General features: G+C 33.8%; 38 protein-coding genes. 2 read left to right on the top strand and 36 right to left on the bottom strand.

Annotated features, from left to right (window positions below):
• Positions 1–2: 2 nt before the first annotated feature.
• Positions 3–1,073, top strand: a complete 1,071-nt coding sequence (locus EV196_RS14220; protein WP_165876174.1) for an alginate O-acetyltransferase AlgX-related protein — start codon at positions 3–5, stop codon at positions 1,071–1,073.
• Positions 1,074–1,205: 132 nt separating this feature from the next.
• Here EV196_RS14220 and EV196_RS14215 read toward each other — a convergent pair whose 3' ends face one another.
• The 36 genes from EV196_RS14215 to rpsL all read right to left on the bottom strand — a co-directional run bounded on the left by EV196_RS14215 (position 1,206) and on the right by rpsL (position 23,900).
• Complete coding sequence (locus tag EV196_RS14215) at positions 1,206–2,120, bottom strand: dimethylarginine dimethylaminohydrolase family protein (protein ID WP_132218637.1); 915 nt, start codon at positions 2,118–2,120, stop codon at positions 1,206–1,208.
• Positions 2,121–2,190: 70 nt separating this feature from the next.
• Positions 2,191–3,477 (bottom strand): citrate synthase, encoded by a 1,287-nt coding sequence (locus tag EV196_RS14210; protein ID WP_132218439.1) that lies wholly within the window; start codon positions 3,475–3,477, stop codon positions 2,191–2,193.
• A 172-nt stretch (positions 3,478–3,649) separates the two neighbouring features.
• The gene (gene eno, locus EV196_RS14205) at positions 3,650–4,942 is read right to left on the bottom strand and encodes a phosphopyruvate hydratase (protein WP_132218438.1); all 1,293 of its coding nucleotides are present in this window, start codon (positions 4,940–4,942) and stop codon (positions 3,650–3,652) included.
• 326 nt (positions 4,943–5,268) lie between these two features.
• On the bottom strand, positions 5,269–6,375 hold the full coding sequence (gene carA, locus EV196_RS14200) for a glutamine-hydrolyzing carbamoyl-phosphate synthase small subunit (protein WP_132218437.1): 1,107 nt from the start codon (positions 6,373–6,375) through the stop codon (positions 5,269–5,271).
• A gap of 89 nt (positions 6,376–6,464) precedes the next feature.
• On the bottom strand, positions 6,465–6,938 hold the full coding sequence (gene rplQ, locus EV196_RS14195; protein ID WP_132218436.1) for a 50S ribosomal protein L17: 474 nt from the start codon (positions 6,936–6,938) through the stop codon (positions 6,465–6,467).
• A gap of 140 nt (positions 6,939–7,078) precedes the next feature.
• Positions 7,079–8,071, bottom strand: a complete 993-nt coding sequence (locus tag EV196_RS14190) for a DNA-directed RNA polymerase subunit alpha (RefSeq protein WP_132218435.1) — start codon at positions 8,069–8,071, stop codon at positions 7,079–7,081.
• Between the two features lie 96 nt (positions 8,072–8,167).
• Positions 8,168–8,773 carry a 30S ribosomal protein S4 gene (rpsD, locus tag EV196_RS14185; RefSeq protein WP_132218434.1) on the bottom strand — a complete coding sequence of 202 codons (606 nt, stop codon included), beginning with the start codon at positions 8,771–8,773 and terminating at the stop codon, positions 8,168–8,170.
• A 229-nt stretch (positions 8,774–9,002) separates the two neighbouring features.
• Positions 9,003–9,395: a 30S ribosomal protein S11 gene (gene rpsK / locus EV196_RS14180; RefSeq protein ID WP_117172435.1), complete on the bottom strand. Its 393-nt coding sequence runs from the start codon at positions 9,393–9,395 to the stop codon at positions 9,003–9,005.
• 100 nt (positions 9,396–9,495) lie between these two features.
• The gene (rpsM, locus tag EV196_RS14175; protein WP_132218433.1) at positions 9,496–9,870 is read right to left on the bottom strand and encodes a 30S ribosomal protein S13; all 375 of its coding nucleotides are present in this window, start codon (positions 9,868–9,870) and stop codon (positions 9,496–9,498) included.
• A 2-nt stretch (positions 9,871–9,872) separates the two neighbouring features.
• Positions 9,873–9,989: a type B 50S ribosomal protein L36 gene (gene ykgO / locus EV196_RS14170; RefSeq protein WP_074961360.1), complete on the bottom strand. Its 117-nt coding sequence runs from the start codon at positions 9,987–9,989 to the stop codon at positions 9,873–9,875.
• Between the two features lie 5 nt (positions 9,990–9,994).
• The gene (infA, locus tag EV196_RS14165) at positions 9,995–10,210 is read right to left on the bottom strand and encodes a translation initiation factor IF-1 (protein WP_132218432.1); all 216 of its coding nucleotides are present in this window, start codon (positions 10,208–10,210) and stop codon (positions 9,995–9,997) included.
• Positions 10,211–10,219: 9 nt separating this feature from the next.
• Positions 10,220–11,566, bottom strand: a complete 1,347-nt coding sequence (gene secY, locus EV196_RS14160; RefSeq protein WP_132218431.1) for a preprotein translocase subunit SecY — start codon at positions 11,564–11,566, stop codon at positions 10,220–10,222.
• Positions 11,567–11,581: 15 nt separating this feature from the next.
• A complete protein-coding gene (gene rplO / locus EV196_RS14155; protein ID WP_132218430.1) occupies positions 11,582–12,034 on the bottom strand; it encodes a 50S ribosomal protein L15 in 453 nt (150 codons plus the stop codon).
• A gap of 14 nt (positions 12,035–12,048) precedes the next feature.
• Complete coding sequence (gene rpmD / locus EV196_RS14150) at positions 12,049–12,231, bottom strand: 50S ribosomal protein L30 (RefSeq protein WP_132218429.1); 183 nt, start codon at positions 12,229–12,231, stop codon at positions 12,049–12,051.
• A gap of 11 nt (positions 12,232–12,242) precedes the next feature.
• A complete protein-coding gene (gene rpsE, locus EV196_RS14145; RefSeq protein WP_132218428.1) occupies positions 12,243–12,767 on the bottom strand; it encodes a 30S ribosomal protein S5 in 525 nt (174 codons plus the stop codon).
• A 6-nt stretch (positions 12,768–12,773) separates the two neighbouring features.
• On the bottom strand, positions 12,774–13,130 hold the full coding sequence (gene rplR / locus EV196_RS14140) for a 50S ribosomal protein L18 (protein ID WP_132218427.1): 357 nt from the start codon (positions 13,128–13,130) through the stop codon (positions 12,774–12,776).
• A gap of 10 nt (positions 13,131–13,140) precedes the next feature.
• The gene (gene rplF, locus EV196_RS14135) at positions 13,141–13,683 is read right to left on the bottom strand and encodes a 50S ribosomal protein L6 (protein WP_132218426.1); all 543 of its coding nucleotides are present in this window, start codon (positions 13,681–13,683) and stop codon (positions 13,141–13,143) included.
• A gap of 11 nt (positions 13,684–13,694) precedes the next feature.
• Positions 13,695–14,093, bottom strand: coding sequence for a 30S ribosomal protein S8 (rpsH, locus tag EV196_RS14130; protein ID WP_132218425.1), 399 nt, complete (start codon positions 14,091–14,093; stop codon positions 13,695–13,697).
• A 67-nt stretch (positions 14,094–14,160) separates the two neighbouring features.
• The gene (gene rpsN / locus EV196_RS14125) at positions 14,161–14,430 is read right to left on the bottom strand and encodes a 30S ribosomal protein S14 (protein WP_132218424.1); all 270 of its coding nucleotides are present in this window, start codon (positions 14,428–14,430) and stop codon (positions 14,161–14,163) included.
• 3 nt (positions 14,431–14,433) lie between these two features.
• Positions 14,434–14,985: a 50S ribosomal protein L5 gene (gene rplE / locus EV196_RS14120; protein ID WP_132218423.1), complete on the bottom strand. Its 552-nt coding sequence runs from the start codon at positions 14,983–14,985 to the stop codon at positions 14,434–14,436.
• A gap of 2 nt (positions 14,986–14,987) precedes the next feature.
• Positions 14,988–15,299 carry a 50S ribosomal protein L24 gene (gene rplX, locus EV196_RS14115; RefSeq protein WP_132218422.1) on the bottom strand — a complete coding sequence of 104 codons (312 nt, stop codon included), beginning with the start codon at positions 15,297–15,299 and terminating at the stop codon, positions 14,988–14,990.
• A 14-nt stretch (positions 15,300–15,313) separates the two neighbouring features.
• On the bottom strand, positions 15,314–15,682 hold the full coding sequence (rplN, locus tag EV196_RS14110; protein ID WP_132218421.1) for a 50S ribosomal protein L14: 369 nt from the start codon (positions 15,680–15,682) through the stop codon (positions 15,314–15,316).
• Between the two features lies 1 nt (position 15,683).
• Positions 15,684–15,941 (bottom strand): 30S ribosomal protein S17, encoded by a 258-nt coding sequence (gene rpsQ, locus EV196_RS14105; RefSeq protein ID WP_054729566.1) that lies wholly within the window; start codon positions 15,939–15,941, stop codon positions 15,684–15,686.
• Positions 15,942–15,953: 12 nt separating this feature from the next.
• Positions 15,954–16,145 (bottom strand): 50S ribosomal protein L29, encoded by a 192-nt coding sequence (gene rpmC, locus EV196_RS14100; protein WP_132218420.1) that lies wholly within the window; start codon positions 16,143–16,145, stop codon positions 15,954–15,956.
• Positions 16,146–16,158: 13 nt separating this feature from the next.
• A complete protein-coding gene (gene rplP / locus EV196_RS14095; protein WP_132218419.1) occupies positions 16,159–16,578 on the bottom strand; it encodes a 50S ribosomal protein L16 in 420 nt (139 codons plus the stop codon).
• Between the two features lie 21 nt (positions 16,579–16,599).
• Positions 16,600–17,328: a 30S ribosomal protein S3 gene (gene rpsC / locus EV196_RS14090; protein WP_132218418.1), complete on the bottom strand. Its 729-nt coding sequence runs from the start codon at positions 17,326–17,328 to the stop codon at positions 16,600–16,602.
• Positions 17,329–17,336: 8 nt separating this feature from the next.
• Complete coding sequence (rplV, locus tag EV196_RS14085) at positions 17,337–17,744, bottom strand: 50S ribosomal protein L22 (protein WP_132218417.1); 408 nt, start codon at positions 17,742–17,744, stop codon at positions 17,337–17,339.
• Positions 17,745–17,750: 6 nt separating this feature from the next.
• A complete protein-coding gene (gene rpsS / locus EV196_RS14080; RefSeq protein ID WP_117172452.1) occupies positions 17,751–18,029 on the bottom strand; it encodes a 30S ribosomal protein S19 in 279 nt (92 codons plus the stop codon).
• A 3-nt stretch (positions 18,030–18,032) separates the two neighbouring features.
• Positions 18,033–18,860 carry a 50S ribosomal protein L2 gene (rplB, locus tag EV196_RS14075; protein ID WP_132218416.1) on the bottom strand — a complete coding sequence of 276 codons (828 nt, stop codon included), beginning with the start codon at positions 18,858–18,860 and terminating at the stop codon, positions 18,033–18,035.
• A 10-nt stretch (positions 18,861–18,870) separates the two neighbouring features.
• The gene (rplW, locus tag EV196_RS14070; protein WP_132218415.1) at positions 18,871–19,161 is read right to left on the bottom strand and encodes a 50S ribosomal protein L23; all 291 of its coding nucleotides are present in this window, start codon (positions 19,159–19,161) and stop codon (positions 18,871–18,873) included.
• Between the two features lie 5 nt (positions 19,162–19,166).
• Complete coding sequence (rplD, locus tag EV196_RS14065; RefSeq protein WP_132218414.1) at positions 19,167–19,796, bottom strand: 50S ribosomal protein L4; 630 nt, start codon at positions 19,794–19,796, stop codon at positions 19,167–19,169.
• Positions 19,796–20,413, bottom strand: coding sequence for a 50S ribosomal protein L3 (gene rplC / locus EV196_RS14060; RefSeq protein ID WP_132218413.1), 618 nt, complete (start codon positions 20,411–20,413; stop codon positions 19,796–19,798). Before rplC ends, rplD begins: the two co-directional genes overlap by 1 nt.
• 124 nt (positions 20,414–20,537) lie before the next feature.
• Complete coding sequence (gene rpsJ / locus EV196_RS14055; RefSeq protein WP_111309258.1) at positions 20,538–20,843, bottom strand: 30S ribosomal protein S10; 306 nt, start codon at positions 20,841–20,843, stop codon at positions 20,538–20,540.
• 11 nt (positions 20,844–20,854) lie between these two features.
• Positions 20,855–22,981: an elongation factor G gene (fusA, locus tag EV196_RS14050; RefSeq protein ID WP_132218412.1), complete on the bottom strand. Its 2,127-nt coding sequence runs from the start codon at positions 22,979–22,981 to the stop codon at positions 20,855–20,857.
• 6 nt (positions 22,982–22,987) lie between these two features.
• Complete coding sequence (rpsG, locus tag EV196_RS14045) at positions 22,988–23,464, bottom strand: 30S ribosomal protein S7 (RefSeq protein WP_117172458.1); 477 nt, start codon at positions 23,462–23,464, stop codon at positions 22,988–22,990.
• Positions 23,465–23,486: 22 nt separating this feature from the next.
• The gene (gene rpsL / locus EV196_RS14040) at positions 23,487–23,900 is read right to left on the bottom strand and encodes a 30S ribosomal protein S12 (RefSeq protein WP_106659416.1); all 414 of its coding nucleotides are present in this window, start codon (positions 23,898–23,900) and stop codon (positions 23,487–23,489) included.
• Positions 23,901–24,147: 247 nt separating this feature from the next.
• Between rpsL and EV196_RS14035 the strand changes: the two genes are divergently transcribed.
• Positions 24,148–25,773: a POTRA domain-containing protein gene (locus EV196_RS14035; protein WP_243652247.1), complete on the top strand. Its 1,626-nt coding sequence runs from the start codon at positions 24,148–24,150 to the stop codon at positions 25,771–25,773.
• Positions 25,774–25,824 lie beyond the last annotated feature (51 nt).

Here is a 25,824-nt window from a genome sequence, read left to right as displayed (position 1 = left end):
AAATGAAAAAAATTATACTAAAAACCAGTTTTTTTATTATCCCATTTCTTTTTTTGCACTTTATAAATATTTTTTTTTATTTAAATAATGAAGGTGATTTAAACAGAATAGGTTATTTCTATAACAACCCCTCTCCTATGAGTAAAGTATCAATGCAATTCTCTCTATCTAAACAATACACTCTTACTTCCGAATTAAACCTTAATACAAAAACAAATTTTGATGTGTTAACAATTGGTGATTCATTTTCAGAGCAGGACAGCCTTGGTTACAAAAATTTTCTAGCAAAAGAAGATATTTCTGTTTTACATATAGATCGGTTCTTGTCAGAGAATCCAATCCAAAAATTAATTGAACTTATTAATAGTGATTTTTTTGATTTTGTAAGCATAAAATATGTTGTTTTACAATCAGTTGAAAGAGAATTTGTTCAAAGATTTCAAAAAATTGACTTTTCCAAATCACTCACACTGAGTAGTATGAAAAGTCAAATAAACAACTATGAAGAAAAAGTTCCTAAACAAAATTTAGCTTTCTTTTCTAAGGCTACACTAAAAATACCGCTAACTAATATTCAGTACTTATTTAATAACAAACCAAATTACTCTCAAACCTACAAAGTTGACATAAGTAGGGATAATCTTTTTACTGGTAACCCAAAACACTTATTGTTTTTTAAGGATGATATTGATTATATGGCATTTAAAAATGATTCGTTAAAAATTATAGAATGTACCAATAATCTTAACAAAATAAATTCTTTACTAACTAAAAAAAACATTCAACTTATTGTCTTAATTAGTCCTGACAAATATGATTTATATTACCCGCATATCAAGTATAAGAACATTTTTAAAGAGCCTAAATTTTTTAAATTCTACAATAGTTTGTCAAAAGATTATATCCATATAAACGCCTTAGAAATTTTAACAAGGGAAATAGAAAAAAATAAAGACGTTTATTACTATAGCAGTACACACTGGTCTCCAATTGGAGCTAGTGTTATCGCTAAGGAAATAAAAAAAAGCATAAATTACAATAAATTACAAATATCAAACAGTATCTCAAAATAATTGCTTGATTTTAATATTCTTACGAAAATACACAAGGATTTTATTGGTCTTTAAATATTTTATAATTAGCTATCTAAACACAAATAACTTTACACAAAACATAATTTAAAAGATTCCTGCTTTCGCAGTAATTTAATCCCGCACCAAAGGCATCGTACTACAACGCAACAACCCTTCTTGTTTGGAAATTTCAGCATAAGGCACTTCTTCTACCGTAAAACCTTGTTGGCGCAACCAGGTATTTAATCGATTAAAGTTTTTTTCAGATACAATAACATCTTCTGAAATTGAAAAAATATTACTGTTCATATTGTACATTTCGTCTTTAGTAATTTCAAAAACATTCTCTTTTCCAAAGAAATTAACCAACCAATCATATTCACGTTCAATTAAAAATCCATTTTTATGGATAATGGCTTTTCCTCTTCCTAAAGGCTGAAAACAGCAATCTAAATGCAATGCGTTTTCTTTGGCATTGGTATTCGACTTTCTAAGTTCAAACGACTTTACGGTTTTATCTGGAAATAATTCTTGTATGGCAATAACAGCATCCATGTTAGTACGGGCTGTAATTAATTCTGGATAATCTTCACCTGAATAGGTGCCAATAAAAATATAATCGCCCCAAGGTATCACATCGCCACCTTCCACATGGCATTCGGGAGGCAAAACAATACGATTTTTTTTATCCACTTGGTTCCAAACATAACGAATGGCTTCAATTTCGGCTTCTCTATTTGGTAAAATATTGGCTCTAATTATTTTATCTTCAATCACAAAAGCAATATCGCGAGAAAATATCTGATTGCAGTTTTTAATAACTTTTGGTCTAAAAACTTCAACATTGTATTTTTTAAAAACAGCTGCTACGGCATCCAGTTCTTTTGTCATGTCAGCTTCAGTAGGGTATGTTCCTGCCAAAACATGCTCGATACTTTTTGGGTCGTAACAGTTTTCCACGCTTGGTGTTGGCCCGTTACTTTCTGCCGTTCCTAAAATAACAGCTCTTAACCTAGAGGTTTCGTTTTTTATATTCAGTTGTAGCATGCTGTAAATATAAAAAAGCTTCATAATGTTTAGTTATGAAGCCTCATTTATTTTTATTTATTAAAGAATATTATCTTTCTTCTACTGGCACAAAAGGTCTTTCGGTTGCACCAATATATAATTGACGAGGACGACCAATTGGTTCTTTACGTAAACGCATTTCTCTCCATTGCGCAATCCATCCTGGTAAACGACCAATAGCAAACATAACAGTAAACATTTCTTGAGGAATATTCATGGCTCTATAAATAATCCCTGAATAGAAATCTACGTTTGGATATAATTTTCTTTCTACAAAGTATGGATCTTCTAGAGCTTCTTTTTCTAAACCTTTAGCGATGGCAAGAATTGGATCATCAATGCCTAAAGCATCTAAAACATCATCTGCTGCTTTTTTAATAATTTTTGCTCGTGGGTCGAAATTTTTATATACACGGTGTCCGAAGCCCATTAATCTAAAAGGATCATTTTTATCTTTAGCTTTAGCCATATACTTTTTAGTATCTCCACCATCGGCCTCAATAGCTTGAAGCATTTCTAACACCGCTTGATTTGCTCCACCATGCAGAGGTCCCCATAAAGCTGAAATTCCTGCTGAAATAGAAGCAAATAATCCTGCATGTGCAGAACCTACAATACGTACGGTAGATGTAGAACAATTTTGTTCGTGATCTGCATGTAATATTAATAATTTATCTAGAGCATCCACTAAAATTTTACTTTGTACATAGCAAGAATTAGGTTTTGAAAACATCATTTTAAGAAGGTTCTCAACATAACCTAGACTTTCGTCACCATAATCGAAAGGCAAACCTTGTCTTTTACGCATGGTCCATGCTACTAAAACTGGCATTTTACCCAAAATTTTAACGATGGCTTTATACATATCTTCTTCTGAATTTACATTCACAGAAGAAGGATTAAAGGCTGTTAACGCACTTGTTAATGAAGAAATAATCCCCATTGGATGTGCCGTTCTAGGGAAAGCATCTAAAATTTTCTTTATATCCTCATCAACAGCTGACTGAGCTTTAATATCCTCATGAAACTTATCGTTTTGAGATTTTGTTGGTAACTCACCAAAAATTAAAAGATAAGTAACTTCTAAGAAGTCTACTTTTTTTGCTAGCTCTTCTATGGCATAACCACGATACCTTAAAATACCCTTTTCACCATCTAGAAACGTAATAGCACTTTCACAAGAACCCGTGTTTTTATATCCAGGATCTAAAGTAATGACACCACCAGATTCACTTCTCAAATTCGAAATGTCAATAGCTAGTTCATTTTCTGTTCCTTCTATAACAGGAAGCACAATTTTTTTTCCGTTTACCTCAATGGTAGCAGTGTTTGCCATATGTTTTAATGATTTAGATTCTATAATTGGATTGCTAATTTACAAAATATCTCTTTACTAAGATAATGCTTAAAAACAAAAGATTCAATCAATTAACAAATTATATAAAATTAATGCAAAAAAAAAGCGATTATTAAAAATAATAACCGCTTTTTTATAAAAATTTAAATTTTTACTTAATTTTAAAAGCTTTCTCTTGTGGAAAGTAAGCTGTTTCCCCCAATTGTTCTTCAATACGAAGTAATTGGTTGTATTTAGCCATACGGTCGCTACGAGATGCAGAACCAGTTTTTATTTGTCCACAGTTTAAAGCTACCGCTAAATCAGCAATCGTGTTATCCTCAGTTTCACCAGAACGGTGAGACATAACAGAAGTATAACCAGCATTTTTAGCCATATTTACAGCAGCAATAGTTTCGGTTAATGATCCTATTTGGTTTACCTTAACAAGAATTGAGTTAGCAATACCTTGCTCAATACCACGAGATAAACGCTCAACGTTAGTTACAAATAAATCATCTCCTACTAATTGTACTTTATCACCAATTTTATCGGTTAATAATTTCCAACCTTCCCAATCGTTTTCATCCATACCATCTTCAATAGAAATGATTGGATATTTAGCAGCTAATTCAGCTAAATACTCAGCTTGTTCAGCAGAGGTTCTTACTTTTCCTGTTTCTCCTTCAAATTTAGAGTAATCGTATTTTCCGTCTACATAAAATTCTGCCGAAGCACAATCTAAAGCGACCATAACATCACCACCAAAAGTATATCCTGCTTTTTCAACAGCCAATTTAATAGAATCAAGAGCATCTTCAGTTCCTCCTTCTAATGTTGGTGCGAAACCACCTTCATCGCCTACAGCTGTACTTAAACCTCTATCGTGTAATACTTTTTTAAGATTGTGGAAAATCTCAGTTCCCATTTGCATAGCGTGTGTAAAGTTTTTAGCTTTCACAGGCATAATCATAAACTCTTGGAATGCAATAGGCGCATCACTATGAGAACCACCATTAATAATGTTCATCATAGGTACCGGAAGTGTATTTGCAGAAACACCACCAACATAACGATATAATGGCATATTAAGTTCGTTTGCTGCTGCTTTTGCAACGGCTAAAGAAACACCTAAGATAGCATTAGCACCTAATTTCGATTTATTTTTTGTACCATCTAAATCAATCATAATTTGATCGATTAAATTTTGTTCAAAAACTGAAACGCCCAATAATTCTGGAGCGATAATATCATTTACGTTTTCTACAGCTTTTAAAACCCCTTTACCCATATACGCTTTACCGCCATCACGCAGCTCAACCGCTTCATGCTCTCCTGTTGATGCACCAGATGGTACAGCAGCTCTTCCTAAAATATCATTTTCAGTTACAACATCTACTTCAACAGTAGGATTTCCTCTAGAATCTAAAATCTGTCTAGCGTGGATATTAATTATTACACTCATAATTGGTTATTTTTAAACTTTATTTTACTTCAAATTTACGCTTAAATCTTGTTTTTTTTAGGATCTTTTTAAATTAATATTCAAAAAATCTTCTACAACGTTTTAGTTACATTTTATCAAATAAATTTGGGCGTTACCCTATCGGGTCGGGCTTTCCTCTACAAGTCCTCGCGCTCCCGATAAATATCGGGATCGCTGTGGGCTTTTCGCTTCAATCCCTAACGCAGGTAAATAGTTAGGTTTAGAACCTTCACTAATTAATTACCTTTTAAAAATGTCAATAAAACAGAAACCTCACAGGTTACATACCTGTGAGGCTTAAATTACTAATTTTTCTTTATATTTTCAATAAATTGATCAAACAAATAGGATGAATCATGTGGTCCTGGGCTAGCTTCTGGATGGTATTGTACCGAAAAACAATTCTTGCTCTTCATCGCTAATCCTGCAACCGTATGGTCATTTAAATGCACATGTGTTACAAGCAGGTCTGGGTGTGCTTCGGCCTCTTCTCTATTCACAGCAAAGCCATGATTTTGAGAAGTAATTTCACCTTTACCTGTTGTTATGTTTTTTACTGGATGGTTAATTCCTCTATGCCCATGATGCATTTTATAAGTTGAAACTCCATTTGCTAAAGCAATAATTTGGTGTCCCAAACAAATACCAAATAATGGTAAATCTCTTTTAATAATTTCTTTAGCCAATGCTTGAGCATCTGCCAATGGTTCTGGATCTCCAGGTCCGTTGGATAAGAAATAGCCGTCTGGTTTAAAAGCTTCTAAATCTTCAAATTTAGCATTGTATGGAAACACTTTTATGTAAGCATCTCTTTTTGCTATATTTCTAAGGATGTTCTTTTTAATACCAATATCCAAAGCAGCTACTTTATAAGTGGCATTCTCATCACCGAAATAATAAGGTTCTTTGGTAGAAACTTGAGAAGCCAACTCTAAACCATTCATATCAGGTACGTTTGCTAACTCTTTTTTAAGTCCTTCAATATTATCTACATCGGTAGAAATAACAGCATTCATAGCGCCATTATCTCTAATATAACTTACTAAAGCTCTGGTATCAACATCTGAAATTGCTAATAAATTATTTTCTTCTAAAAAGTTCTCTAAAGAACCATCAGCGGCATCACGAGAATAATCGTAGCTAAAGTTTTTACAAATCAACCCAGCTATTTTAATGGAATCCGATTCAATTTCATCATTATTAACACCGTAATTTCCAATGTGTGCATTCGTGGTAACCATTAACTGACCATAATAAGATGGATCTGTAAAAATTTCTTGGTAACCAGTCATTCCCGTATTAAAACAAACTTCACCAAATGCAGTTCCTTGTTTGTTTCCTACAGCTTTTCCGTAAAAAATGGTGCCATCTGCTAAAAGAATGATGGCTTTTTGTCTTTTTTGATATTTCATGTATTAAATAAAAAAGTTTTGCAAAAATGCTAAAAAAAAAGGATAAACTAAAATAGTTTATCCTTTATCTATTAAATGCTTATTAACATTTATTCTTCTTCGTTGGTTGCTTTTGGTTCAACAGCAGGAGCAGCTTCAGGTTTTGAACCACCTCTTCTACTTCTACGCGTTGTTTTCTTCTCTGGCTTACCGGCGTTGTAAAGTTCGTTGTAATCAACTAACTCAATCATTGCCATATCAGCGTTATCACCTAAACGATTACCAAGCTTAATAATACGTGTGTAACCACCTGGACGATTCGCTACTTTTGCAGCAACATCTCTAAATAACTCTGCTACAGCATCTTTTTGTCTTAAGTTTGCCATCACAATACGTCTGTTATGTGTTGTATCTTCTTTAGACTTAGTAATCATTGGCTCAACAAATTGTTTTATAGCTTTTGCTTTAGCAACAGTTGTGTTAATACGTTTGTGCTCTATTAAAGAACAAGCCATATTTGCCAACATAGATTTTCTATGAGCAGTTTTTCTACCTAAATGGTTAATTTTTTTTCCGTGTCTCATGACATTTTAAATTTGACTACATCTTGCTACCATATCCTTTTTGGAGAGCAAATTATGTGTCGTTAATAATTAATTGATTTTTGATTTATGAATTACGATTGAAATAAATCCAAAATCGTAATTCACAAATCGTAATTCGTTTAGTCTTTATCTAATTTATATTTACTTAAATCCATTCCGAAGTTTAAACCTTTAACGTTTACTAGTTCTTCTAGCTCAGTTAAAGACTTTTTACCAAAGTTTCTGAATTTCATTAAGTCATTTTTATTGAAAGATACTAAGTCTCCTAAAGTATCAACTTCTGCAGCTTTTAAACAGTTAAGCGCACGTACAGATAAATCCATATCGATTAACTTCGTTTTAAGCAACTGACGCATGTGAAGAGATTCTTCATCATAAGTTTCAGTTTGTGCAATTTCATCGGCTTCTAATGTAATACGCTCATCAGAGAATAACATGAAGTGGTGAATTAATGTTTTTGCAGCTTCTGTTAAAGCATCTTGTGGAGTGATTGAACCATCTGTAATGATTTCAAAAACTAATTTTTCATAATCAGTTTTTTGCTCAACACGATAGTTTTCAATGCTGTACTTAACGTTTTTTATTGGTGTATAAATAGAATCTGTAAAAATAGTTCCAACTGGTGCAGCAGCTTTTTTGTTTTCTTCTGCAGGAACATATCCTCTACCTTTTTCTATTGTGATTTCCATATTGAAATTCACTTTAGGATCTAAGTTACAGATTACTAATTCTGTATTTAATACTTGGAAACCAGAAATAAATTTTTGAAAATCTCCAGCTGTAATTTGTTCTTGACCAGATATTGAAATAGAGATAGACTCGTTATCGATATCTTCTATTTGTCTTTTAAAACGTGCTTGTTTTAAATTTAAGATAATTTCGGTAACATCTTCCACAACACCTGGGATTGCAGAAAATTCGTGATCTACACCTTCAATTCTAACGGATGTAATAGCGAAACCTTCCAAAGAAGAAAGTAAAACTCTTCTTAATGCGTTACCTACTGTTAAACCATAACCAGGTTCTAAAGGTCTGAATTCGAATTTACCTTCGAAATCAGTAGAATCAATCATGATTACTTTATCTGGTTTTTGGAAATTAAATACTGCCATGTTTTTCTTCGTTTTAATTGTTATTTAGTTGCGCGGTTTAAAAGTTTGAAGAAGTACCAATAAACCCTTTGGCTAAATACCAATGTGATTAATTTATTATTTAGAATATAATTCGACTATGAATTGTTCATTTATGTTTTCTGGAATTTGAATTCTTGCAGGAACAGAAACGTAAGTACCTTGTTTTGTATCATCATTCCAAGTAATCCATTCATAAACATGATTTGAATTAGACAAAGAACTTGCGATAGCATCAAGAGATTTAGATTTTTCTCTAACAGCAACAACATCACCAGCTTTTAATTGGTAAGAAGGTATGTTTACCAACTCCCCATTTACTGTAATGTGTCTGTGAGATACTAATTGTCTAGCACCGCTTCTAGAAGGGGAAATTCCCATTCTATATACTACGTTATCTAATCTAGATTCGCAAAGTTGTAATAAAACCTCGCCTGTAATACCTTGAGCAGCTCTAGCGCTTTTAAATATATTTCTGAATTGACGCTCTAAAATACCGTAGGTATATTTAGCTTTTTGCTTTTCTTGCAATTGAATTGCGTATTCAGATTTTTTTCCACGTTTTCTTGCGTTACCGTGTTGACCTGGAGGGTAATTTCTTTTTTCAAAAGATTTATCTTCTCCGAATATAGCTTCACCAAATTTACGAGCTATTTTAGTTTTAGGACCAGTATATCTTGCCATTTTTAATTGTTTTTTAAGAGTGATTATGAATTAAGGTCTTAATCTTATCCTTCGATAATCGTTGATCTCTTGTTGATACTTGTTAATAATTATTTTTTTGAGTGTGCAAATTTACACATAAAAAATTAATATCAACTATTAAAAACAGTTGATATTAATTTAATTTTGAAGTACGCTTTCGAATTACGATATTTAAATATAAAATCGTAAATCTTGAAATCGTAATTTCTTATACTCTTCTACGTTTTGGAGGACGACATCCATTATGTGGAAGTGGCGTAACATCAATAATTTCAGTTACTTCAATTCCTGCATTGTGGATAGAACGGATAGCAGATTCCCTACCGTTTCCTGGACCTTTAACATATACTTTTACTTTCTTTAAGCCAGCTTCTAATGCAACCGCAGAAGCATCTTCAGCAGCTAATTGAGCAGCATAAGGCGTGTTTTTCTTAGAACCTCTAAATCCCATTTTACCAGCAGAAGACCAAGAAATAACGTCTCCTTTTTTGTTGGTAAGTGCAATTATGATGTTATTAAAAGAAGCATTTACATGTGCTTCTCCTACAGAGTCTACAATAACTTTACGTTTTTTTGTAGTTTTTGTGTTTGATTTTGCCATTGTTTATAGTTTTCAGTTATAGTTGATAGTCGCTAGAATCCTAAACCTTTTATAATTTCAAACAGATTCCTTCCAACGTCTAAATACTAAAGACTAATTGTTATTTAGTTGCTTTTTTCTTGTTAGCAACAGTTTTTCTTCTACCTTTTCTAGTTCTAGAGTTGTTTTTAGTACGTTGCCCTCTTAATGGAAGACCCGATCTGTGACGAATTCCTCTATAACATCCAATATCCATTAAACGTTTAATGTTTAATTGAATTTCAGAACGTAATTCACCTTCGATAGTAAAAGTACCCACAGCTTCACGAATACCAGCAATCTGGTCATCGTTCCAATCTTGAACTTTAATACTTTCATCAACTTTAGCTTCAGCTAAAATTTCTTTTGCTCTACTTCTACCTACACCATAGATGTAAGTTAAAGCGATAACTCCTCTTTTGTTTTTTGGTATGTCTACACCTGCAATTCTTGCCATAATTACCCTTGTCTTTGTTTAAATCTAGGATTCTTTTTGTTTATCACGTAAAGTCTACCTTTTCTACGCACGATTATACAATCTGCACTTCTTTTTTTTACTGATGCTCTTACTTTCATCTGTGTTAGTATCTATAAGTTATTTTCGCCTTAGATAAATCATAAGGACTCATTTCTAATTTCACCTTATCTCCTGGTAATAATTTTATGTAATGCATTCGCATTTTACCCGAAATATGTGCCGTCACAATGTGACCATTCTCTAATTCAACACGGAACATCGCATTTGATAATGCTTCTATAATGGTGCCGTCTTGCTCTATTGCTGCTTGTTTTGCCATAGTATAATATTAAGCTATTGCTTTTCTATTTTTACCAGTTTTCATCAAGCCGTCATAATGTCTATTTAACAAATAAGAATTTACTTGTTGCATAGTATCGATAGCTACACCCACTAAAATGATTAATGAGGTGCCTCCAAAAAACAATGCCCATCCTTGTTGAACACCCATAATTTTAACTATTAAGGCTGGGAACACAGCTATGAACGCTAAAAATATAGAACCTGGTAAGGTTATTTGAGACATAATCTTATCTAAATATTCAGAGGTTTCAGATCCGGGACGAATACCAGGAATAAAACCACCACTACGTTTTAAGTCATCTGCCATTTTATTGGTAGGAACCGTGATTGCCGTATAGAAATATGTGAATATTATAATAAGTATAGCAAATGTAATGTTATAAGCTAATCCGAAAATATCAGCATAATTTGTTTGCATCCATGCACCAAAAGCAGTTTCTTTTAAAAGTGAAGAACCTCCAATTAAACTAGGGACAAACATGATCGCTTGTGCAAATATAATAGGCATTACTCCCGAAGCATTAAGCTTTAATGGAATGTACTGTCTAGAACCTGCCATAGCACTTTTTTCATAATCGCCTGTAGCTGTTCTTCTTGCATATTGTACTGCAATTTTTCTAACAGCCATAACTAACATGATACAACCAAGAATAATAGCGAACCATAATACCAATTCAAAAAGAATAAGCATTACATTATTACCTTCTAATCTTGTAGCAGCATTTTGAATGAATGATGCAGGTAGTCTTGCGATAATACCAACCATAATTAATAATGAAATACCATTTCCAATACCTTTATCTGTTATTTTTTCTCCTAACCACATTGCGAAGATACAGCCCGTTACTAAAATTGTAACTGATGAGAAATAAAATAAGGGTCCAGTACCTAATAAAAAAGCACTTGTTGGAATTCCTAATGCTGGTAAACTTGCTAAATAACCTGGTGCTTGTAGCAAACAGATTGCAATAGTTAACCAACGTGTTATTTGGTTGATTTTCTTTTGACCACTAGCACCTTCTTTTTGTAGTTTTTGTAAATAAGGAATTGCTATTCCCATTAACTGAACCACAATAGAAGCAGAAATGTAAGGCATAATACCCAATGCAAAAACCGAAGCATTTGCAAAAGCGCCACCTGTAAAAGCATTTAGTAATCCTAATAAACCACCATCAGTACTATCTGCTAACCCTTCTAATTGAGCAGCATCAATACCTGGTAATACAACTTGGGCACCAAAACGATAAACTAATAACAGACCAAGAGTTACCATGATTCTATTTCTTAGTTCTTCTATTTTCCAAACATTCTTTAACGATTCTATAAATTTCATACTTATAATAAGGTCTTATAACGTTACAACTTCTCCGCCAGCAGCTTCAATAGCAGCTTTTGCTGAAGCAGTAAACTTATGTGCAGTTACTTTTAATTTTGCTTTTAATTCACCTCTACCTAATATTTTAACTAGATCGTTCTTACCGATTAAACGGTTTGTGAATAATGTTTCAAAATCAACAGTATCACCAACTTTTTTGTCGTCAGCTAATTGTTGCAAAGTATCTAAATTGATACCTTGATACTCTACACGGTTAATGTTAGTAAAACCAAACTTAGGCACACGTCTTTGAAGTGGCATTTGTCCACCTTCAAAACCTACTTTCTTAGAATAACCAGAACGCGATTTAGCTCCTTTGTGACCACGAGTAGCAGTACCACCTTTACCAGAACCTTGTCCTCGACCTATTCTTTTTCCTTGATTTTTAACTGAACCTTCTGCAGGTTTTAAATTACTTAAATCCATTTTTCAGTATATTATTATTTAATTTCTTCAACAGAAACTAAGTGATTTACTTTACTTACCATACCAAGAATACTTGATGTAGCTTCGTGCTCTTTTACTTGACCAATCTTTTTAAGACCTAAAGATTCTAAAACTCTTTTTTGTCTTTGTGGACAATTGATTGCGCTTTTAACTTTTGTTACTTTTATCTTTGCCATCTCTGTCTGTATTAAGCTTTAAAAACTTGTTCAAGTGAAATACCTCTGTCTCTAGCAATGGTATTGGCATCTCTTAATTGTAATAAAGCATCAAAAGTTGCTTTTACTACGTTATGAGGATTTGAAGATCCTTGAGATTTTGATAATACATCGTGTACACCAACTGCCTCAAGCACTGTTCTTACAGCACCACCAGCAATTACACCTGTACCTTTTGCCGCAGGAATAATGTTTACTCTTGCTCCACCAAATTTACCTTTTTGCTCATGTGGTAATGTTTTTCCTTTTAAAGGAATACGTACTAGGTTTTTCTTAGCATCTTCAACAGCTTTTGCAATTGCACTAGCAACGTCTTTAGATTTTCCTAAACCTTGTCCTACAACACCAGCTTCATCACCAACCACAACAATTGCCGAGAAACCAAATGCTCTACCACCTTTAGTTACTTTTGTAACTCTTTGTACACCAACCAAACGATCTTTAAGATCTAATCCACCTGGTTTTACTAATTCTGCACTTTTATATTTTTTAAACATAATTTCTTAGAATTTAAGTCCTGCTTCTCTAGCTCCTTCAGCTAATGATTTTACTCTACCATGATATAAATAACCACCTCTATCAAAAGCGATAGTTTCTACACCTGCTTTTAAAGCTTTTTCAGCAAGCGACTTACCTACTAACTTAGCTACTTCAATTTTAGTTGCTTTTGCAGAACTAATATCTTTATCTCTTGAAGATGCTGCACTGATGGTTACACCAGTTACGTCATCTACAACTTGAGCATAGATTTCTTTATTACTTCTAAAAACAGCTAATCTAGGTTTTGTTTCCGTACCAGAAACTATCTTGCGAATTCTGCTTTTAATTCTTATTCTTCTTTCGTATTTTGTCAACGCCATAACTTACTTATTAAGCTGATTTACCTGCTTTTCTTCTTAATACCTCACCAACAAACTTAATACCTTTTCCTTTGTAAGGTTCTGGTCTTCTAAATCCACGAATTTTTGCAGCAACTTGTCCAACAAGTTGTTTATCGTGAGAAGTAAGTTTAATGATTGGGTTCTTACCTTTTTCTGAAATTGTTTCAACTTTAACTTCAGGAGCTAAACTCATTACAATAGCGTGAGAAAAACCTAAAGCTAATTCCAATTTTTGACCTTGGTTACTTGCTCTATATCCTACACCTACTAATTCTAATTGTTTGGTCCATCCGTTAGAAACACCTTCAATCATGTTCAGCATTAATGATCTATATAAACCATGTTTTGCTTTTTGATCTTTAGAATCCGAAGAACGTGTTACTAATACATTTCCATCTTCAACTTTAATATCTACAGAATCGAAATTTTGAGTTAACTCACCCATTTTTCCTTTTACTGTAACTATTCCGTCTTTTATATCAACTGTAACTCCTTGTGGAATTACTACTGGGTTATTACCTATTCTAGACATATCTTATCTTTTTAGTATACGTAACACAATACTTCACCACCTACATTATCTCTTTTGGCTTGTTTACCTGTCATTACACCATGAGATGTAGAAACAATGGCAATACCAAGACCGTTAAGGATTCTAGGTAATTCTTTTGAACTTGCGTATTTACGTAAACCTGGTTTACTTATTCTTTGAATCTTTTTGATTACAGGCTCTTTAGTTTCTTTGTTGTACTTAAGCGCTATTTTGATAGTGCCTTGTACTGAAGAGTCATCAAACTTGTAACTTAAAATATATCCTTGTTCGAATAATATTTTAGTGATGTCTTTTTTAAGATTAGATGCTGGGATCTCAACCACTCTGTGGTTAGCACGCACTGCATTTCTAATTCTTGTCAAATAATCCGCTATTGGATCTGTGTACATAATGAATTGATTTGTGATTTTGGTTTTCGGACTATTCCGAACCTTAAATCTGATTATTTAAATAATATTACCAACTTGCTTTTCTAACTCCAGGAATAAGACCATTATTGGCCATTTCTCTAAAAGTTACACGAGAAATTCCAAATGTTCTCATATACCCTCTAGGTCTTCCTGTTAATTTACATCTATTATGCATACGAACAGGAGAAGCGTTTTTTGGTAACTTTTGTAATGCTTCATAATCGCCAGCTTCTTTTAAAGCTTTACGTTTTTCTGCATACTTAGCTACTGTTTTAGCTCTTTTTACCTCACGGGCTTTCATTGATTCTTTAGCCATATCTTAGTTCTTTTGAAAAGGTAATCCTAATTCGGTTAATAATGATTTTGCTTCTTTATCAGTTTCTGCAGACGTTACAAATGTAATATCCATACCTGAGATTTTATTAACTTTATCAATATTAATCTCTGGGAATATAATTTGTTCAGTAACTCCTAAATTGTAGTTACCACGTCCGTCAAATCCTGTAGCTTTAATTCCGTTAAAATCTCTTACACGTGGAAGTGCAGAAGTAACTAAACGATCTAAAAACTCATACATTCTTTCCCCACGTAAAGTTACTTTAGCCCCAATTGGCATACCTTTACGTAATTTGAAAGATGCAACGTCTTTTTTAGATATGGTTGCTATAGCTTTTTGTCCAGATATTGTAGATAATTCTTCTACTGCGTAGTCAATTAACTTTTTGTCTGCAACTGCTGCTCCAACACCTTTAGATATTACTATCTTTTTTAGTTTAGGAACTTGCATTACATTTTTATATCCAAATTCTTCGGTAAGAGCTGCAATTACTCTGCTTTTATACTCTTCTTTAAGTCTCGGTGAATATGCCATAACTATATTACTTCATTAGATTTTGTTGAAAATCTTACTTTTTTATCGCCTTCTACTCTATATCCAACTCGTGTTGCTTCTCCTTTAGAGGTTAACAACGATAAGTTTGAAATATGAATAGCAGCTTCTTTTTCAACGATTCCTCCTTGTGGGTTTTGTGCACTTGGCTTAGTATGTTTCTTCACCATGTTAATTCCCTCAACGATCGCTTTGTTCTTATCTATTAATACTTTTTGTACTTTACCTTCAGCACCTTTATGGTCTCCAGCAATTACTTTAACAGTATCTCCAGTTTTTATTTTAAGCTTTGTCATCTTACATTAATGTATTAAAGCACTTCAGGTGCTAATGATACAATTTTCATGAATTGTTTATCACGAAGTTCTCTAGCAACAGGACCAAATACACGTGTTCCTCTCATCTCACCTTGAGCGTTTAAAAGCACACATGCGTTATCATCGAATCTGATATAAGATCCGTCTGGTCTTCTTACTTCCTTTGTTGTACGTACAACAACTGCAGTTGAAACAGCACCTTTTTTAATGTTTCCATTAGGTGTTGCATCTTTAATTGAAACAACTATTTTGTCTCCTACAGAAGCGTATCTTCTTTTAGTACCACCTAGAACACGGATAGTTAAAACTTCCTTTGCTCCAGTGTTATCTGCTACTTTTAATCTTGATTCTTGCTGTAACATATTATTTAGCTCTTTCTATGATTTCAACTAATCTCCAACATTTAGATTTACTTAAAGGTCTTGTTTCCATGATCTTTACTGTATCTCCAATATTACAATCGTTTGTTTCGTCGTGTGCAACATATTTTTTTGTTTTCAACACGAACTTACCATACATAGGGTGTTTTACTTTTTTCACCTCAGAAACCACAATAGATTTCTGCATCTTGTTACTTGTAACAACTCCTATACGTTCTTTTCTTAAATTTCTTGTTTCCATCTTTTAGCAGAATTATTGTAATTCTCTTTTAGTTAATTCGGTCGCAATTCTAGCTACGCTTCTTCTTACAGAACGTAATTGAATTGGATTTTCTAAAGGAGATATTGCATGAGCTAATTTTAGGTCTGAATAACTCTTTTTTGTTTCACCAAGTTTCTCTTGTAACTCGGCTACTGATAATTCTTTAATTTCTGATTGTTTCATGATATCAAATAAATTATGCTTCGTAATCGCGAGCAATTATAAACTTAGTTTTAACTGGTAGTTTTTGAGCTGCTAAACGTAACGCTTCTTTAGCGATTTCTAGCGATACTCCTCCTATTTCAAAAAGCATTCTTCCTGGCTTAACAACAGCTACCCAATATTCAACGGCACCTTTACCTTTACCCATACGTACTTCAAGAGGTTTCTTTGTAATTGGCTTATCTGGAAATATTTTAATCCATAATGAACCTTCTCTTTTCATGTAACGTGTAGCAGCAATACGTGCAGCTTCTATTTGACGTGATGTTAAAAACTCAGACTCGAGTGATTTTATACCAAAAGTACCATAAGAAAGTTGATGTCCTCTTTGAGAAAGACCCTTCATACGTCCTTTTTGTTGCTTACGAAATTTTGTTCTTTTAGGCTGTAACATTTTTCTTTACTTTATAAAAAATTACTTTCTACGACGTGGCTTAGAATTATTTCCTCCACGAGGTGCTCCTGCACCTGCCTTCCCTTGCTTTTTGGATAAACCAACTAGCGGAGAAAGTTCTCTTTTACCATATACTTCACCTTTCATAATCCATACTTTAACACCCAATCTACCATAAGTAGTGTGTGCCTCAACTAAAGCATAGTCAATATCGGCTCTAAAGGTTGATAAAGGAATACGTCCTTCTTTGTAGTGTTCACTACGTGCCATTTCAGCACCATTTAAACGACCACTAATTTGAACTTTAATTCCTTCAGCGTTCATACGCATTGTTGCAGCAATAGCCATCTTAATTGCACGTCTGTAAGAAATTCTGTTTTCAATTTGACGAGCGATGCTTGATCCTACTAAAAATGCATCAAGTTCAGGTCTTTTAATTTCAAAAATATTAATCTGAACTTCTTTTCCAGTAATCTTTTTAAGTTCTTCTTTTAACTTGTCTACCTCTTGACCACCTTTCCCAATAATAATACCAGGTCTTGCAGTAGTGATAGTAACGGTTACAAGTTTTAAAGTTCTTTCAATAATTACTCTACTTACACTAGCTTTAGATAAACGTACATGTACGTATTTTCTAATCTTATCGTCTTCGGCAAGCTTATCTCCATAATCATTACCTCCGTACCAGTTAGATTCCCATCCTCTGATAATACCTAAGCGATTTCCGATTGGATTTGTTTTTTGTCCCATTGTCTATCTTAGCTTTGTGTGTTATTTTTAGCTCCAACTACGATTGTTACGTGGTTTGAACGTTTTCTAATTCTGTGTGCACGACCTTGTGGTGCTGGACGCAATCTTTTTAGCATTGCCCCTCCATCTACTCGTATCTCTGTTACAACCAACTCTGCATCTTCAATGCTAACTTCTTCATTTTTAGATTGCCAGTTAGCAATTGCTGATAAAAGCAATTTTTCCAATTTAGCTGAAGCTTCTTTTTGGTTGAACTTTAAGATATTAAGTGCTTTCTCTACTTTTTCGCCTCTTACTAAATCGGCTACTAAACGCATTTTTCTCGGTGACGTAGGACAATTATTAAGTTTTGCAAAAGCAACAAGCTTATTACCTTCCTTAATAGCGTCTGCCATTTGTTTTTTACGACTTCCCATAGCTTACTACTTTTTACCTTTATTTTTAGCACCTGCATGTCCACGGAATGAACGTGTTGGTGAAAATTCTCCTAATTTATGACCTACCATGTTTTCAGTAACATATACTGGTACAAATTGGCGGCCATTGTGAACTGCAATAGTTTGTCCAACAAAATCCGGCGTAATCATAGAGGCTCTAGACCACGTTTTGATTACTGTTTTTTTGTTAGCTTCAACATTATCAGCCACTTTTTTCTCTAATTTATAATGAACGAACGGTCCTTTTTTTAATGATCTTGCCATGTCTTATTTCTTTCTACGTTCTACAATATATTTATTACTTGCATTCTTTTTAGAACGTGTTCTATAACCTTTAGCTGGAATACCGTTTCTAGAACGTGGGTGTCCTCCAGAAGATTTACCTTCACCACCTCCCATAGGGTGATCAACAGGATTCATCACTACTGGTCTTGTACGTGGACGTCTTCCTAACCATCTTGTTCTACCTGCTTTACCAGATACTAACAATTGATGATCTGAATTAGAAACCACACCTACAGTTGCTAAACAGTTAACAAGCACTAATCTTGTTTCACCAGAAGGCAGTTTAATTGTTGCAAACTTACCATCTCTTGCCATTAATTGAGCAAAAGCACCAGCACTACGAGCCATAATAGCTCCTTGACCTGGACGCAACTCTACACAAGAAATAATGGTTCCTAAAGGAATTTGGCTAAGCGGCATGGCGTTTCCAATTTCTGGAGCCACTCCTTCTTGACCAGACACTACAGTTTGACCTACTTGCAAGCCATTTTGTGCAATGATATATCTTTTCTCGCCATCTTGATAATTCAATAATGCGATAAAGGCGGTTCTGTTTGGATCGTATTCGATAGACTTAACTTCCGCTGGAATCCCTGCTTTGTTACGTTTAAAATCGATAATACGATACTTTCTTTTATGACCTCCACCTATATAGCGCATGGTCATTTTTCCTTGACTGTTTCTACCACCAGACCTTTTGTTCGGAACGAGTAAACTCTTTTCCGGCTTATCAGTAGTAATGGCGTCAAATCCATTTACTACTCTAAATCGCTGTCCTGGTGTGATTGGTTTTAATTTTCTTACTGACATTAGTCTTTAATTACATGTTACTGTATAAATCAATCATTTCACCTTCCGCCAGTTGTACAATTGCTTTTTTAACAGCATTTGTTTTACCATGTTGGATACCAGTTTTTGTGTATTTGGTACTCCTATCTGGACGGACATTTATAGTACGAACTTTTTCAACAGAAACGCCATAGGTTGCTTCCACAGCCTTTTTTATTTCTACCTTGTTCGCCTTAGTTTTCACCGCAAAAGTATAGCAGTTACTTAACTCGCTATTTGCTGTCGCTTTTTCTGTGATTATAGGTTTAATTAAGATACTCATGGTTTCTATTTACTTAAATTTGTTTCAATTCCTTCTAAAGCTCCCTCTAAAAGCACAACTTGACCTGCATTCAAAATTTTGTAAGTGTTTAATTCTGAGCTAGTTATAACTTCAGAACCTTTCAAATTGCGTGACGACAAATATACATTATTATTCGATGCACCCAACACAAACAGAGATTTTTTGTTTTCTAAGTTTAATGCTTTTAAAATAGCAGTGAAATTTTTAGTTTTTGCAGTGTCGAAATTAAAATCTTCCAACACAACAATTGACTGCTCACCTGCTTTGATACTTAAGGCTGATTTACGAGCCAAACGCTTCACGTTTTTATTAAGTTTGAAGCTATAGCTTCTTGGTCTTGGACCGAACATACGACCACCACCTTTAAAAACTCCAGACTTAATAGAACCTGCTCTTGCGGTACCTGTTCCTTTTTGTTTTTTAATTTTACGAGTACTTCCAGAGATCTCAGCACGCTCTTTAGCTTTGTGAGTTCCTTGACGTTGGTTTGCTAAATATTGTTTAACATCCAAATATACTGCGTGATTATTAGGTTCAATAGCAAATACATCTTGAGAAAGGTCTGCCTTTCTTCCTGTATCTTTTCCGTTTATATCTAAAACTGCTACTTTCATTATTTCTGAATAATTACATAAGAATTTTTATGTCCAGGTACACAACCTTTAACAACTAGTAGATTTTTATCGGCTACTATTTTCAAAACTCTTAAATTTTCAACATTCACTCTATCGCCACCCATTCTTCCGGCCATTTTCATTCCTTTAAATACTCTTGCAGGATATGAAGCAGCTCCAATAGAACCTGGTGCTCTTAAACGGTTGTGTTGACCGTGTGTTGCTTGACCTACACCACCAAAACCGTGACGTTTTACAACACCTTGGAAACCTTTTCCTTTTGATATTCCAGCAATATCAACGAATTCACCTTCGATAAAGTGCTCTACGGTGATTGCATCACCTAATTTGTACTCCTCATCAAAACCTTTGAATTCAACGATTTTGCGTTTTACAGAAGTCCCTGCTTTTTTAGCGTGACCTAAGTCCGCTTTAGTAGCACTTTTTTCTGTCGCGTCATCGAAACCAAGTTGAAGGGCTTTATAACCATCAACTTCTTCAGTTCTGACTTGGGTAACGATACATGGTCCAGCTTCGATTACTGTACATGGAATGTTTTTTCCATTTTCATCGAAAATGCTGGTCATACCGATTTTTTTTCCAATTAACCCAGACATATTTATTATTTATTAATTATTACTATTTGTTATTAAAAAATTCAAGGCCAAAAATACGTTTCAGCCTTGAATTGTATTTTACCGTTTTTCCTTAACCATCGTTAAGGACATGTTTTTGTTCTAACTACACTTTAATCTCAACTTCAACACCACTTGGCAATTCAAGTTTCATTAAAGCATCAATTGTTTTTGAAGACGAAGAGTAAATATCCAATAAACGCTTGTAAGAGCTTAATTGAAATTGTTCTCTAGCCTTTTTATTTACGTGAGGAGAACGTAATACAGTGAAAATTTTCTTGTTTGTTGGTAATGGAATTGGACCTGTTACCACCGCACCTGTACTTTTTACAGTTTTAACAATCTTATCAGCAGATTTATCTACTAAATTGTGATCGTATGATTTTAATTTTATTCTGATTTTTTGACTCATTTTCTTAGATTTTAAGCTTCAACGCCTTTTGCTGCCTTAATAACTGCTTCAGATATATTTGAAGGTGTTTCAGCATAATGTGAAAATTCCATTGTTGATGTTGCACGACCTGACGATAATGTTCTTAATGTAGTTACATAACCAAACATTTCAGATAATGGCACGTGTGCTTTTACAGTTTTTGCTCCTGCTCTATCACCCATGTCATTTACTTGTCCACGACGTCTATTTAAATCACCAACAATATCACCCATATTTTCTTCTGGAGTAATAACTTCCAGTTTCATAATAGGCTCCATAATTACAGCTTTTGCAGCTTTTGCAGATGCTTTAAAACCTAATTTAGCAGCTAATTCGAATGACAATTGATCAGAATCCACATCATGGTAAGAACCATCTGTTAATGTTACTTTCATAGCATCAACTTCGTATCCTGCCAATGGACCATTTTGCATAGCCATTTTAAATCCTTTTTCAATAGAAGGGATAAATTCTTTAGGAACGTTACCACCTTTAATTGCAGATACAAACTCTAAACCTGTTTTACCTTCTTCTGCTGGCTCTAATGTAAATACGATATCAGCAAATTTACCACGACCACCAGATTGTTTTTTGTAAACTTCTCTATGTTCCGCTTTACGAGTAATCGCCTCTTTATATTCTACTTGAGGTGCACCTTGGTTCACTTCAACTTTAAACTCACGACGTAAACGATCTACAATAATATCTAAGTGAAGCTCACCCATACCAGATATAATAGTTTGTCCTGAAGCTTCATCAGTTCTAACTGTAAATGTTGGATCTTCTTCAGCCAATTTAGCTAAAGACATACCTAGTTTATCTACGTCTGCTTTCGTTTTAGGCTCCACCGCGATACCAATTACAGGATCAGGGAAGTTCATACTTTCTAAAACAATTGGGTGTTTTTCAGCTGAAAGTGTATCTCCAGTTTTAATATCTTTAAAACCTACTGCTGCTCCAATATCACCTGCTTCGATAAAATCGATAGCATTTTGCTTGTTAGCATGCATTTGGTAGATACGTGAAATACGTTCTTTATTTCCTGAACGGTTGTTTAACACATAAGAACCTGCATCTAAACGACCAGAGTAAGCACGGAAGAATGCTAAACGACCCACATAAGGATCTGTAGCAATTTTAAATGCTAATGCCGCAAACGGCTCTTTAACATCTGGCTTACGTCTTTCTTCTTTTTCAGTATCTGGATTCACTCCAATAACACTTTCTCTATCCATTGGAGAAGGCAAATAACGACATACAGCATCTAATAAGAACTGTACTCCTTTATTTTTAAATGAAGAACCACAAATCATGGGGATGATTGACATATCCATTACAGCAGCTCTAAGTGCAGCATGCACTTCGTCTTCTGTAATCGAATCTTCATCTTCCATATATTTTTCAAGCAAGTTTTCATCGTAAGCAGCAACTTCTTCAATAAGTTTACCACGAAGCATTTTTGCTTCAGCTTTCAATTCTTCTGGAATTTCGATAACATCAAAAGTTGCCCCTTGAGTTTCATCATGCCAAACAATTGCTCTGTTTTTTACTAAATCAACAATACCTTTAAAATCAATTTCGTCACCAATGTTCAAAACGATTGGCACAGCGTTAGATCTTAACATGTCTTTTACTTGTTGACATACTTCCATAAAATTAGCACCTTGACGGTCCATTTTATTTACGAAACCAATACGTGGCACTTTATAGTTATCAGCAAGTCTCCAATTAGTTTCAGATTGTGGCTCAACACCATCAACTGCACTAAATAAGAATACTAAACCATCTAACACACGTAATGAACGATTTACTTCAACAGTAAAATCAACGTGACCAGGAGTATCAATAATGTTGAAATGATAACTCATAGAATCATCAGTTGGCTCGCCATTTTCTCTTGGAAACACCCATTCGCAGGTTGTAGCTGCAGAAGTAATGGTAATACCACGCTCTTGCTCTTGCTCCATCCAGTCCATAGTGGCAGCACCATCATGTACCTCACCAATTTTATGAGAAACTCCTGTATAATAAAGTATACGCTCTGTTGTTGTTGTTTTACCAGCATCAATGTGAGCAGCAATACCTATATTTCTTGTATATTTTAAATCTCTTGCCATATTGTATTAAAATCTAAAGTGAGAGAATGCCTTGTTAGCTTCTGCCATTTTGTGAGTATCTACTCTTTTCTTAACCGCTGCTCCTTCTTCTTTAGCTGCTGCTAAAATTTCTGAAGCTAAACGTTGCGCCATAGATTTTTCGTTTCTTTTACGAGAATAGCTAATTAGCCATTTCATAGCTGTAGAAACTTTACGGTCTGGACGAATTTGCATTGGAATTTGGAATGTTGCACCACCAACACGACGACTACGTACTTCTACGTGAGGCATCACATTTGATAAAGCATCTTTCCAAGTTTCTAAAGCTGTTTTTTCTTCGTTTGTTTTTTTCGACTCTACAATGTCAATCGCATCGTAAAATACTTTAAAAGCCACAGACTTCTTTCCATCCCACATCATCATGTTAACGAAACGAGTTACTAACTGATCGTTAAAACGTGGATCTGGTAAAAGCGGTCTCTTTTTTGCTGCTCTTTTTCTCATGTCTTCTTCTTAAAAGTTTTAATTACTTTTTCTTACCTTTTGCTGGTGCAGCTGCTGCCTGTCCTGGTTTTGGACGTTTAGCACCATACTTAGATCTACGTTGTGTTCTACCTGCAACACCTGCTGTGTCTAAGGCACCACGAACGATGTGATATCTAACTCCTGGTAAATCTTTTACTCTTCCACCTCTAACCAATACTATCGAGTGCTCTTGTAGATTGTGACCCTCACCTGGGATGTATGCATTTACTTCATTACCATTTGTTAATCTAACACGAGCAACTTTACGCATTGCTGAGTTAGGTTTTTTAGGTGTAGTAGTGTAAACACGCGTACAAACCCCACGACGTTGTGGACACGAATCTAAAGCAGCCGATTTACTCTTCTTGGTTATTTTGGCTCTTCCTATTCGTACTAATTGTGAAATTGTTGGCATATATATTATATATAAATTTTAAAATCCTCTTTTAAGAGGGCTGCAAAGGTAGAAATTAAAATGTGAATTTCAAACCCTAATTCATTAATTTTCACATCATTTATAATATTTTTTTATTAGATATATTATTAGCGCCAATTTTCCGTTAGATTTACAGAACAAAACAGTCTTTTAAACCGTGCGGAAAACTCTCTTTTTATACCTTATTATATATACTACATTTTCCCCTGCACTGTTTTGCCAAAATTTGCAGCTTAAAATAAATGGAAATGCCGATGCAGAAACTACGGCTATTGATTCTATAGGTTACATTAAAAACCACGCAAACTATTTGTCTATAAAAAGCGAAGCAGATTCAATTCAAAAAACCTTGTATAAAATTGGATATATTGAAAATGAATTAAATAGCATCAACAGAATTAATGATTCTATGTTTTCAGCAAAAATTCATCTGAAAAAAAAATATAATAATGTATCTATATATTACAACACTTCTGATATTGACCCAAAACTATTAAACACCTTATCAAAAAAAGTATTTGACAATTATTTTACCATACCTTTTTCTGAACTCGAAAATGCTCTAGTTTTTATCAACTCCAAAATTTCTGAAAAAGGGTTTCCATTCACGAAATTGCATTTATCCAATATTGAAATTGATACTGAAAGTGATTTAAAAGCAAACTTAGTTGTAGAAACCCCAAAGGAAAAACGTATAATTAGTGACATTATAATAAAGGGTTATGACAAATTTCCGCGCTCCTACTTAAAACACTACCTGAAAATCAAACCCAATCAAACATTTAATTTGAATCTTATAAAATCAAAAACCCAACAATTAAATAATTTAAGGTTTGCAAGTGAAATGAAATCGCCAGAAGTATTGTTTTCAAAAGATTCAACAACCTTATATTTATATCTTCAAAAAACCAAAAGCAATTCATTTGATGGCTTTTTAGGCTTTGGCACAAATGAAGACACCAACAAACTGCAATTTGATGGCTATTTGAACTTAAACCTTACTAATAATTTAAATTACGGAGAGTCCTTTAGGTTATTATATAAAAGTGACGAAAACGACCAAAAAACATTTGAAACGAACATGTCGTTACCATACCTATTTAAATCGCCTATTGGTTTGGATTTGGCATTACGCATTTTTAAAAGGGATTCTTCGTTTAGTACTGTTAATCAAAATGCAAAAATCCATTATCAAATAAACGCGAAGCATAAAATTTATTCGGGCATTTCATCTACACAGTCTAATAATTTATTAAACGAAGTTACATCAGCAACAATACTGGATTATAAAACAACTTATTACACAATAGCTTATCAGTTTTTAAAAAATCAAAGTTCTAATTTGTTATTTCCAATTAATTCTCAATTTTATCTTGAAACAAATTTTGGAAAAAAGAACCAATCAAACCAACAAGAAAAACAATCCTTATTGAGTTTTGATGCTTTTAAAATCTTCAATTTAGATCTTAAAAACAGCATTTATATAAGAGCTAATGGCGCAACACTTAATTCTAACACTTATTTAGAAAATGAATTGATTCGATTTGGCGGCATCAATTCCATCAGAGGGTTTGAAGAAAACAGTATTTATGCCACATTATTGGGATTGTTAAATACAGAGTACCGTTTTCAGCTTAACAATTCAATTTACGTTCACAGCATTACCGATTTGGCTTATTTTGAAAACAAAATTTCTAATACAGACGAAAAACTTTTTGGAATTGGCTTTGGTTTTGGCATTTTTACCAAAACAGGACTGCTGAAATTTAATTACGCAAACGGTAAAATTGAGAATAACCCATTTAAACTTTCCAATTCTAAAATACATCTTAGTTTAACCGCAAATTTTTAGCACTTATTTGTCATTTTCTTAATTTTATGCATTAAATCGCAAATTTTAACC

It is taken from the genome of Mariniflexile fucanivorans (assembly GCF_004341235.1).
Lineage (GTDB): Bacteria > Bacteroidota > Bacteroidia > Flavobacteriales > Flavobacteriaceae > Mariniflexile > Mariniflexile fucanivorans.
This window is presented reverse-complemented; position numbering and strand designations above follow the sequence as displayed.

Excerpts from the sequence above, each read along its gene's own strand:
- EV196_RS14220 (WP_165876174.1), top strand. The coding sequence starts at position 3 with ATGAAAAAAATTATACTAAAAACCAGTTTTTTTATTATCCCATTTCTT.
- EV196_RS14215 (WP_132218637.1), bottom strand. The coding sequence starts at position 2,120 with ATGCTACAACTGAATATAAAAAACGAAACCTCTAGGTTAAGAGCTGTT.
- EV196_RS14210 (WP_132218439.1), bottom strand. The coding sequence starts at position 3,477 with ATGGCAAACACTGCTACCATTGAGGTAAACGGAAAAAAAATTGTGCTT.
- eno (WP_132218438.1), bottom strand. The coding sequence starts at position 4,942 with ATGAGTGTAATAATTAATATCCACGCTAGACAGATTTTAGATTCTAGA.
- carA (WP_132218437.1), bottom strand. The coding sequence starts at position 6,375 with ATGAAATATCAAAAAAGACAAAAAGCCATCATTCTTTTAGCAGATGGC.
- rplQ (WP_132218436.1), bottom strand. The coding sequence starts at position 6,938 with ATGAGACACGGAAAAAAAATTAACCATTTAGGTAGAAAAACTGCTCAT.
- EV196_RS14190 (WP_132218435.1), bottom strand. The coding sequence starts at position 8,071 with ATGGCAGTATTTAATTTCCAAAAACCAGATAAAGTAATCATGATTGAT.
- rpsD (WP_132218434.1), bottom strand. The coding sequence starts at position 8,773 with ATGGCAAGATATACTGGTCCTAAAACTAAAATAGCTCGTAAATTTGGT.
- rpsK (WP_117172435.1), bottom strand. The coding sequence starts at position 9,395 with ATGGCAAAATCAAACACAAAAACTACAAAAAAACGTAAAGTTATTGTA.
- rpsM (WP_132218433.1), bottom strand. The coding sequence starts at position 9,870 with ATGGCAAGAATTGCAGGTGTAGACATACCAAAAAACAAAAGAGGAGTT.
- ykgO (WP_074961360.1), bottom strand. The coding sequence starts at position 9,989 with ATGAAAGTAAGAGCATCAGTAAAAAAAAGAAGTGCAGATTGTATAATC.
- infA (WP_132218432.1), bottom strand. The coding sequence starts at position 10,210 with ATGGCAAAACAAGCAGCAATAGAGCAAGACGGCACCATTATAGAAGCA.
- secY (WP_132218431.1), bottom strand. The coding sequence starts at position 11,566 with ATGAAATTTATAGAATCGTTAAAGAATGTTTGGAAAATAGAAGAACTA.
- rplO (WP_132218430.1), bottom strand. The coding sequence starts at position 12,034 with ATGGATTTAAGTAATTTAAAACCTGCAGAAGGTTCAGTTAAAAATCAA.
- rpmD (WP_132218429.1), bottom strand. The coding sequence starts at position 12,231 with ATGGCAAAGATAAAAGTAACAAAAGTTAAAAGCGCAATCAATTGTCCA.
- rpsE (WP_132218428.1), bottom strand. The coding sequence starts at position 12,767 with ATGTTTAAAAAATATAAAAGTGCAGAATTAGTAAAACCAGGTGGATTA.
- rplR (WP_132218427.1), bottom strand. The coding sequence starts at position 13,130 with ATGGCGTTGACAAAATACGAAAGAAGAATAAGAATTAAAAGCAGAATT.
- rplF (WP_132218426.1), bottom strand. The coding sequence starts at position 13,683 with ATGTCTAGAATAGGTAATAACCCAGTAGTAATTCCACAAGGAGTTACA.
- rpsH (WP_132218425.1), bottom strand. The coding sequence starts at position 14,093 with ATGTACACAGATCCAATAGCGGATTATTTGACAAGAATTAGAAATGCA.
- rpsN (WP_132218424.1), bottom strand. The coding sequence starts at position 14,430 with ATGGCTAAAGAATCAATGAAAGCCCGTGAGGTAAAAAGAGCTAAAACA.
- rplE (WP_132218423.1), bottom strand. The coding sequence starts at position 14,985 with ATGGCATATTCACCGAGACTTAAAGAAGAGTATAAAAGCAGAGTAATT.
- rplX (WP_132218422.1), bottom strand. The coding sequence starts at position 15,299 with ATGACAAAGCTTAAAATAAAAACTGGAGATACTGTTAAAGTAATTGCT.
- rplN (WP_132218421.1), bottom strand. The coding sequence starts at position 15,682 with ATGTTACAGCAAGAATCAAGATTAAAAGTAGCAGATAACACTGGAGCA.
- rpsQ (WP_054729566.1), bottom strand. The coding sequence starts at position 15,941 with ATGGAAACAAGAAATTTAAGAAAAGAACGTATAGGAGTTGTTACAAGT.
- rpmC (WP_132218420.1), bottom strand. The coding sequence starts at position 16,145 with ATGAAACAATCAGAAATTAAAGAATTATCAGTAGCCGAGTTACAAGAG.
- rplP (WP_132218419.1), bottom strand. The coding sequence starts at position 16,578 with ATGTTACAGCCTAAAAGAACAAAATTTCGTAAGCAACAAAAAGGACGT.
- rpsC (WP_132218418.1), bottom strand. The coding sequence starts at position 17,328 with ATGGGACAAAAAACAAATCCAATCGGAAATCGCTTAGGTATTATCAGA.
- rplV (WP_132218417.1), bottom strand. The coding sequence starts at position 17,744 with ATGGGAAGTCGTAAAAAACAAATGGCAGACGCTATTAAGGAAGGTAAT.
- rpsS (WP_117172452.1), bottom strand. The coding sequence starts at position 18,029 with ATGGCAAGATCATTAAAAAAAGGACCGTTCGTTCATTATAAATTAGAG.
- rplB (WP_132218416.1), bottom strand. The coding sequence starts at position 18,860 with ATGTCAGTAAGAAAATTAAAACCAATCACACCAGGACAGCGATTTAGA.
- rplW (WP_132218415.1), bottom strand. The coding sequence starts at position 19,161 with ATGAGTATCTTAATTAAACCTATAATCACAGAAAAAGCGACAGCAAAT.
- rplD (WP_132218414.1), bottom strand. The coding sequence starts at position 19,796 with ATGAAAGTAGCAGTTTTAGATATAAACGGAAAAGATACAGGAAGAAAG.
- rplC (WP_132218413.1), bottom strand. The coding sequence starts at position 20,413 with ATGTCTGGGTTAATTGGAAAAAAAATCGGTATGACCAGCATTTTCGAT.
- rpsJ (WP_111309258.1), bottom strand. The coding sequence starts at position 20,843 with ATGAGTCAAAAAATCAGAATAAAATTAAAATCATACGATCACAATTTA.
- fusA (WP_132218412.1), bottom strand. The coding sequence starts at position 22,981 with ATGGCAAGAGATTTAAAATATACAAGAAATATAGGTATTGCTGCTCAC.
- rpsG (WP_117172458.1), bottom strand. The coding sequence starts at position 23,464 with ATGAGAAAAAGAGCAGCAAAAAAGAGACCGCTTTTACCAGATCCACGT.
- rpsL (WP_106659416.1), bottom strand. The coding sequence starts at position 23,900 with ATGCCAACAATTTCACAATTAGTACGAATAGGAAGAGCCAAAATAACC.